The organism is uncultured Hymenobacter sp. (assembly GCF_964243305.1).
Lineage (GTDB): Bacteria > Bacteroidota > Bacteroidia > Cytophagales > Hymenobacteraceae > Hymenobacter.
On sequence record NZ_CAXTEF010000005.1, the window covers coordinates 199,668 to 206,554 of the forward strand.

Consider the following 6,887-nt stretch of genomic DNA (forward strand, 5'->3'; position numbering starts at 1 on the left):
AGCTTGCGAAGCATCTCGCTCGCGGCAGTAATCAATGGTAAGCCACCGATTGAATTACTTCCCCACGCGAGATGCTTCGCAAGCTCAGCATGACGGTCTTTTGATTCTTTCTGCTTCCTTATTTCCTACTCCTGCTTATACACCACGCCCTGTTTCATCACGAAGCGCACCCGCTGCAGCTGGGTGATGTCTTGCAGCGGGTCGCCCTCCACGGCCACGAGGTCGGCGAACTTGCCGGCTTCGAGGGCGCCGAGGTTGGCGGTCTGGCCCAGCAGCTCGGCGGCGTTGAGTGTGGCGGCACGGATGGCTTCGAGCGGCGGCATTCCGGCTTCGGTCATATACTGGAACTCCTTGGCATTGAGACCGTGGCGGTACACGCCGGCATCGGTGCCGAAAGCGATTTTGACGCCCGCCTTGTAGGCCCGGCCCAGCGAACCTTGCAGCTGAGGGCCGATGGCCAGCGCCTTGGGCTGCACGGCGGCCGAGAAGTAGCCGGGGATGCGCGCCGAGTCGGCCACGGCCTTGCCGGCGATGATGGTGGGCACGTACCAGGTGCCGTTTTTCTTCGCCAGCGCCCGGCCTTCGTCGTCCATCAGCGTGCCGTGGTCGATGCTGCTCACACCGGCCCGAATGGCGCGCTTGATGCCCTCGGCGCCGTGGGCGTGGCAGGCCACGCGCATTCCCAAATCCCTGGCCGTGCTCACGATGGCGCGGATTTCCTCCTCCGAGTACTGCGGGCCGCTGGGGTCGTTGCTTTGGTCGAGCACGCCGCCGGTGCTGGCAATCTTGATCAAATCGGCCCCGCGCTTGAACTGCTCGCGCACGGCCTGCCGGCACTGGTCGGGGCCGTTGGCCACGTTGCGGGCCTGGCCCATGCGCTCCATCAGGTCGCGGCTCAGGCCCACCGACTCGTCCATATGGCCGCCGGTGCCGGAGATGGCCTCGCCAGCCGTAAAGATGCGCGGCCCCACCACCTGCCCGCGGCCGATGGCGTTGCGCAGCGCCACGTTCACGCCCGTGCCGCCCACGTCGCGCACGGTGGTGAAGCCGGCCAGCAGCGTAGTGCGGGCAAAGCCCTCGGCGCGGTAGGCAATGTCGGCGGGGTTGGTGATGAACTGCTCGATAAAGGCGGTTTTGCTCGATTGCGACTCGATGTGCACGTGGCCGTCGATGAGGCCGGGCAGCACGGTGCGGTTTCTCAGGTCAATAACCTTGTCGGCGCCGCCGGCCGCGCCGGTGTAGCCTTTCTGCACAGCCGCCACGCGGCCATTCTCAATGACGACGGTTTGCTCGGTGAGCGTTCGGCCGGCGCGCACGTCGAGCAGGCGGCCGCAGTGCACGTAGGTTTTCTGGGCCAGCGCGGCCGGACCACTGAGCAGGAGCAAGACCAGGGCGACGGCCCAGGTGGGAATAGATTTACAAGTCATAGGTTTGCCGCAAGGTGGGTTGGAAGAAAGAGAGGGGGGTAGGGATTGTGGGCGTAAAGTAGTCAAGCCCGTCGCACTTCAACTGCTTATAGACTCATTATTTCACTAAATCAGCACATCGCTCCATCACACTATGACTTCCCAAGTCGACTTCGAGGCCGCCGCCCAGCGCGCCCAGCAGCTTTCCAGCAAGCCCAGTAACATGGTGCTGCTCCAGCTCTACGCCCTCTACAAGCAAGCCACCGAAGGCGACGTGACCGAGGCCCGCCCCACCGGCTTCGATTTCAAGGCCCTGGCCAAATACGACGCTTGGAAAAGCCTCACCGGCACCAGTCAGGACGAGGCGCGCCAGCAGTACGTGGCGCTGGTGACGGAACTAGGGGGGTAGGGTAATAGAATACGGCTCTTAACACAATCGTACTTCCCGGACACCTTCAGAATCGGTGCGGGTTTGCTTAATGTCATATGGCGGTTAGCAGTGGTACTTTTCTGCTTTCAACTGCCTATGGAACGCTCAAAAATTCCCTTTCCTCCTACTTGGTGGCGGCTAGTCCTGCTCAGTGTGGTGCTGCTGTTCAGTAGTCGTACCGCTTTCGCGCAGTTCGCGCAGGGCCCTGTCGAAGTGCGCGTACCACTGGCCCCGCAGCCCGTCACTGGCAGCGACGGGCTGGTTCACGTCGCCTACGAACTGCACGTCACCAACTTCTATCAATCCACCGGTACGCTCCGCCTCAAGCGGGTCACCGTGTTCGCGGACGGTATTTCCCTAGTGCTGGCGCACTTCACGGCGGCTCAGGTAAACAGCCTTTTGGCTCACCCAACGGAGGGAGTAGACACGCTTGGGGTGCCGCTCGAAGCCGGCAAGCGGGTCGTGCTCTTTCTCTGGCTCACGCTCCCCAGTGGCCGACCGCGCCCCCAAATGCTACAGCATCAACTCGCCTTCGTAACCACGAGTGGCGTGCAGCAACTCGTTGATGGCGTGCGTACTCCCCTTAACGCGATGCCCCCGGTGGTCCTCGGTGCCCCGTTACGGGCAGGGCCGTGGCTGACGCACGAGGGGCCGGGCAATCACTTATCCCACCATTGGGGCAGTATCGTGACGGTCAACGGCCAAGCCACAATTCCCCAACGATATGCCATAGATTTTTTCGGGCTGACCCCCACCGGGCACGCCGTTCACGTGGCTCGCGACCAGTTGAACGCGTCTACTAATGCCGACTGGGTCGGCTTCGGGGCGGAAGTCCTCGCGGTCGCCGATGGCGTGGTTCGCGACCTGCGGGACGGAGAACCCAACCATCTCCCGTTGGCCTCGCTACCCGAGTTGACCGATTTGACGGTGCGCACCCTGATGGGCAATTTCGTGGTGCTAGAAATTGCACCCCACGTCTTCGTTCACTACGCTCATTTGCAGCCCGGCAGCCTCGCGGTAAAGGTGGGTGGCCGGGTTCGTCGCGGCACGGTGCTGGGCCGCCTTGGGCAGTCGGGTAACGCCAATGCGCCGCATCTACATCTACAGGTGAGCAACGCTGCTACGTTCGAGGAATCAGAAGGCTTGCCGTTTGTTTTTCAGACCTTTGACCGCACGGGCTCGATTCAGATTGGAGATGTGCTGGACCAAGCAGTGAAGGTTTCTCTTGAAACTAACTTCCAAAAGCCCTGTCGGCAACAACTGCCGCTAGACGGCAACGTTATTATTTTCAAGTAAAGCACTAGGAGGAAATTTATTTACATTGGTGGTATATAAAACAAATATTTTCATTTTCTAAATGACCCCTCATAACATGTAAAATGGTTTCTGCTGAGACAATGATAACCCATCAGCTTGTCCTACCCCCCTCCCGTGGACATCTCCCATAAAAAGCCGTCCTACCCCATTGGCGCGGCCCTGCGCCAGTACCTGCGCGACTTCGATCGGGAGGCGCCGCTGCCGGTGACCTACGCCGACCTGGCGCGCTACAGCAACTCGTTTGCGCTGTTCGACCGCCTAGGGCATGACACGCTCTGGCAGACCGTGTACTACGAGCCGCACCAGCTGCTCGAAATCAGCCACGGGCTGACGGAGGTGTACGCGCTGCTCAAGACGGCCGGCGACCTGAGTTTCACCGAGCACCTCATTGCCGACCGCATCGACTACTGCCGCTTCGGCAATTCCAATCCGTTTCGGGTGCGCATCGTCAATCAGCTCAACGACAACTACGACTACTTCTACGTCAAGCGCGCCGACGCCTCGCGCCTCTACGGCCTGGAGCTGGAGCACCTGCTCTCGCCCAACTCGATGAACTACTTCGTGGCCGGCGACACGCTGATTGAGGAGCACATTCCCGGTATTCCCGGCGATGATTTTATTCGCCTGCGCCTTCAGCAGCCGCACCTCAACCAAGTGCGCATCGCCAAGGAGTTCGTCAAATTTAATGAGCGCTGCTTTGCCCGGCTGCTGGGCGACATGCGGGCCTACAACTACGTCATCGACGTGACGCCCGACTTTGAGGACGAGCAGTACCGGGTGCGGGCCATCGACTTCGACCAGCAGAGCTACGAGGGCCGCCGCAGCATGTATTTGCCCCAGTTTTTCAAGGACAACCGCCCCGTCGTGGACCTGTGCATGGAATTGCTGACGCCTGAAACCCAGCGCCAGTACCAGACCGAGGAGCGCACCCTGATGGCCCGCCGCGCCCGCTCGGAGCGCTACCGCCTCAAGGCCCTGCTCGACCTGATGCGCCGCGACGAGCTGGCCCCGCCGGCCAAAATCCAGCAGCTCAGCCGGGAGCTAAACCACTTCCACCGCACCACCCACTTCGAGCGCTGCCGCAGCATGGGCGACTTGGTGCGCCTGAACCTGAAGCTGATGCTGCTGCGGTGAAATTAGTTATTCTCTCCTGTATAGCCTAGGCAACCTTATTTGCAGAACGATACTCTTAAAATTAAATAATTTCCATATGCTACCACTTGGCGGTGGTATAAACTCAAAAACCTAAAGTGAAACTTGTTGTATTTCTTGCATTAGTGTGCATATGCAGTTTCTCCTGCCTAGGCCAAAATTGCCTTTACTTCAAAAAAAATAATCACAGAGAAGCATTTTATACTAGTGGTGACGTAATAACTTTTAATCTGAAGGGCAACAAAGCTAAAATATCAGAGCAGATTAAAGGATTTGAAGACAGCTTAATTGTATTTCAGTTCTATAAAGTAAACCCCAAAGAAATAGCTGCCATTTACGTTGACAAAAAAACCAAGATATGGTTTATACTAAGGTATAAGTACGAGAAAATTTTTCTTCTATCTGGTGTATTGTTTTTGCCGATAGATATTATAAATACTGGTAGGGTGCAAGAGAAGTCTATGTTAATAAGCGGTGGCTTACTCACTACTGGACTGCTTGCAAGATGGCTAATAAGTGATAAAATGAAAATAAAAGGCAGAAGAAAATTGCTTGTTATTAGCCGTTAATTATACCTTTGCTCTTCGTAAGTATGACGAAAAACAAGGCGGAGCGTCGTAGTCTAGACTACGACGCTCCGCCTTGTTTTGTCCAGGGTAGCTCTTACACCGCCGGCTTGGGCGCGGGCAGGTCGAAGGCCTCGGCCGGGTGCTCAAAGTGGCCCTTGTGCGAGCCGTCGCAAAACGGCTTTTGGGAGCTGAGGCCGCAGCGGCAGATGCTGAGCCGGGTGCGCCCGCCGAGGCCGTAGGCGTTGCCCTGGGCATCGACCATTTCGATATCGTCGCCCTCCACGCGGAGGGAGCCATTGGAGAGGACGGTGAGTTTAACAGCCATTTCTTTTGAGTTATGAGTTAAAAGTTATGAAATATGAGTTGCTGACTATGAGTACCTACAAGTAAAAATTATAAATAGATAAGCTGGGCAATGCGCCAACTCCTAATTCATAACTTTTAACTTATAACTTATTAAACCAACTCCTTTCTAAGCACGAAATCATTCATCCAGTACGGGCCAATCGGGATGTCTTCTTCCCGCTGCTGCTGGTAGCCGTGGCGCTCATAAAAGCCGAGGGCGGCGGCGTTGTGGCGGTTCACGTTCAGCTCCAGAAACCGGCCCTGCGCGGCCTGCGCGGCTTGCTCCACGGCTTCGAGCAGGCGCACGCCCAGGCGCTGGCCCTGCTGCGAGGGCAGCACGTAAATCTTGTGCAGCTTGAAGGCTTTGGGTGCGGCGGGGGGGGTAGGGAGGGAGGCTTTATCGGCGGGCAGGGGGGTAGGAACAGCGGCCGGCAGCGGGCCGAACGAGGCGTAGCCGGCGGGCCGTTCGTCGACGTAGGCGACCAGGAAAGTGTGGTGCTCGTCCTGCATCTGCCGCCGGAGCGAGGCGGGCGTGTAAATCACGCGGTACATGTACTCGAGCTGCTCTTTGGAGATGATGAAGCGGTAGGTGGGCTCCCAGGTGGCCTCAGCCAGCGCCATAATGGTGGGAATGTCGCGCAGCGTGGCGGGCTGAATACGGGGCAGGGCGGCGGAAGTAGAAGCACTCATAAACGGCGAAAGCACGAATTTGCGGCGAAAAAAACGAAACCCGCGGCCCCTGAATACCAACCCCGGCCGGGTTTCGTTGCGTACTGAGGGCGTCGGCGGGGTAGGGCCGCATCGGGCCGGGCCCGCGCCGAACGAGGAGCAGACCGGATTGGCCCGCTTTTCGAATAGCATTTTTGCCGGTTCGCTTTGAACGAGCCGCTTCACCACTTTCTTTTTTCCGCTTATGCTTCGTCTTCGTTTGCCCATTGCCGGCCTGGTGCCGGCCCTGCTGGCGGCCCTGCCGCTGGCCACCCAGGCCCAGGCGCCCGTCGATTCGGTGGTGCGCACCACCACCGTGGTCACGACCACCACCACCACCGTCACCAAGCCCGCCGCATCTGGCAGCAAGCCGGCCGCGCCGGTCAGCACTTCCTCTTCGACCACTACGACCACCACCGAGCCCGCCGCCAGCGTGCCGGCGGCCCGGCAGCCCGCGCCCGGCGACCTGACCGGCGCCCGCCCGCGCCCCGCCCCTACTGCTACGCCCGCCGCTACTACCACGCCCGCTGCCCCCGCCAAATCGAGCGCTTCCGCCAAGCCCACCGCTTCTGCCAAGCCCGCCCCGGCGCCCCGGCCTAAGACTACCGCTACGGCCGTGCCTGCCAGCCGCACCACCACGGCTGCCACGACCACCGCCGCCACCCGTCGGAGCGCGAAGGCTGACCCGGAGCTGGTGCATTTTCTACAAACGGACGTGGACCTGACCTTGGTGCGGGCCGACCAGCTGCCCAACCTCTACGAGCGATTCATGGAAACCACCCGCGCCGAGCGCCGCCAGTGGACCACTGCGCAGTGGGCCACCGCCAGCACCGTGCTCGCCCGCCTCAACCAGCGCTACGAGCAGGTGCGCGGCGAGCTAAGCCTGGAGGAAAAGCTCAACGTCCGCACCCTGCAAGGCGAATTTCGGGGCCTCGAAGCCGCCAAAAGCGTATCGAAGCG

At 59.7% G+C, this 6,887-nt stretch carries 7 protein-coding genes and 1 pseudogene; 5 read left to right on the plus strand and 3 right to left on the minus strand.

What is annotated here, in order from left to right; translation table 11 throughout:
- Nucleotides 1-125: 125 nt before the first annotated feature.
- Nucleotides 126-1,427 (minus strand): amidohydrolase family protein, encoded by a 1,302-nt coding sequence (locus tag ACFE70_RS05505; protein WP_375416720.1) that lies wholly within the window; start codon nucleotides 1,425-1,427, stop codon nucleotides 126-128.
- A 133-nt stretch (nucleotides 1,428-1,560) separates the two neighbouring features.
- Here ACFE70_RS05505 and ACFE70_RS05510 point away from each other — a divergent pair, with 133 nt between their 5' ends.
- The 4 genes from ACFE70_RS05510 to ACFE70_RS05525 all read left to right on the plus strand — a co-directional run bounded on the left by ACFE70_RS05510 (nucleotide 1,561) and on the right by ACFE70_RS05525 (nucleotide 4,874).
- Complete coding sequence (locus ACFE70_RS05510) at nucleotides 1,561-1,815, plus strand: acyl-CoA-binding protein (RefSeq protein ID WP_375416721.1); 255 nt, start codon at nucleotides 1,561-1,563, stop codon at nucleotides 1,813-1,815.
- 117 nt (nucleotides 1,816-1,932) lie between these two features.
- Complete coding sequence (locus ACFE70_RS05515; RefSeq protein WP_375416722.1) at nucleotides 1,933-3,132, plus strand: M23 family metallopeptidase; 1,200 nt, start codon at nucleotides 1,933-1,935, stop codon at nucleotides 3,130-3,132.
- A 135-nt stretch (nucleotides 3,133-3,267) separates the two neighbouring features.
- Complete coding sequence (locus ACFE70_RS05520) at nucleotides 3,268-4,287, plus strand: hypothetical protein (protein WP_375416723.1); 1,020 nt, start codon at nucleotides 3,268-3,270, stop codon at nucleotides 4,285-4,287.
- Between the two features lie 116 nt (nucleotides 4,288-4,403).
- A complete protein-coding gene (locus tag ACFE70_RS05525; protein ID WP_375416724.1) occupies nucleotides 4,404-4,874 on the plus strand; it encodes a hypothetical protein in 471 nt (156 codons plus the stop codon).
- A 94-nt stretch (nucleotides 4,875-4,968) separates the two neighbouring features.
- On the opposite strand, the gene ACFE70_RS05530 is transcribed toward ACFE70_RS05525, so the two are convergent.
- Together ACFE70_RS05530 and ACFE70_RS05535 are read right to left on the minus strand one after the other, a co-directional pair.
- Nucleotides 4,969-5,199, minus strand: coding sequence for a CDGSH iron-sulfur domain-containing protein (locus ACFE70_RS05530; RefSeq protein WP_375416725.1), 231 nt, complete (start codon nucleotides 5,197-5,199; stop codon nucleotides 4,969-4,971).
- A 131-nt stretch (nucleotides 5,200-5,330) separates the two neighbouring features.
- On the minus strand, nucleotides 5,331-5,909 hold the full coding sequence (locus ACFE70_RS05535) for a GNAT family N-acetyltransferase (RefSeq protein WP_375416726.1): 579 nt from the start codon (nucleotides 5,907-5,909) through the stop codon (nucleotides 5,331-5,333).
- A 223-nt stretch (nucleotides 5,910-6,132) separates the two neighbouring features.
- Between ACFE70_RS05535 and ACFE70_RS05540 the strand changes: the two are divergent.
- Nucleotides 6,133-6,887, plus strand: a pseudogene (locus ACFE70_RS05540) (hypothetical protein); the annotation flags it as partial.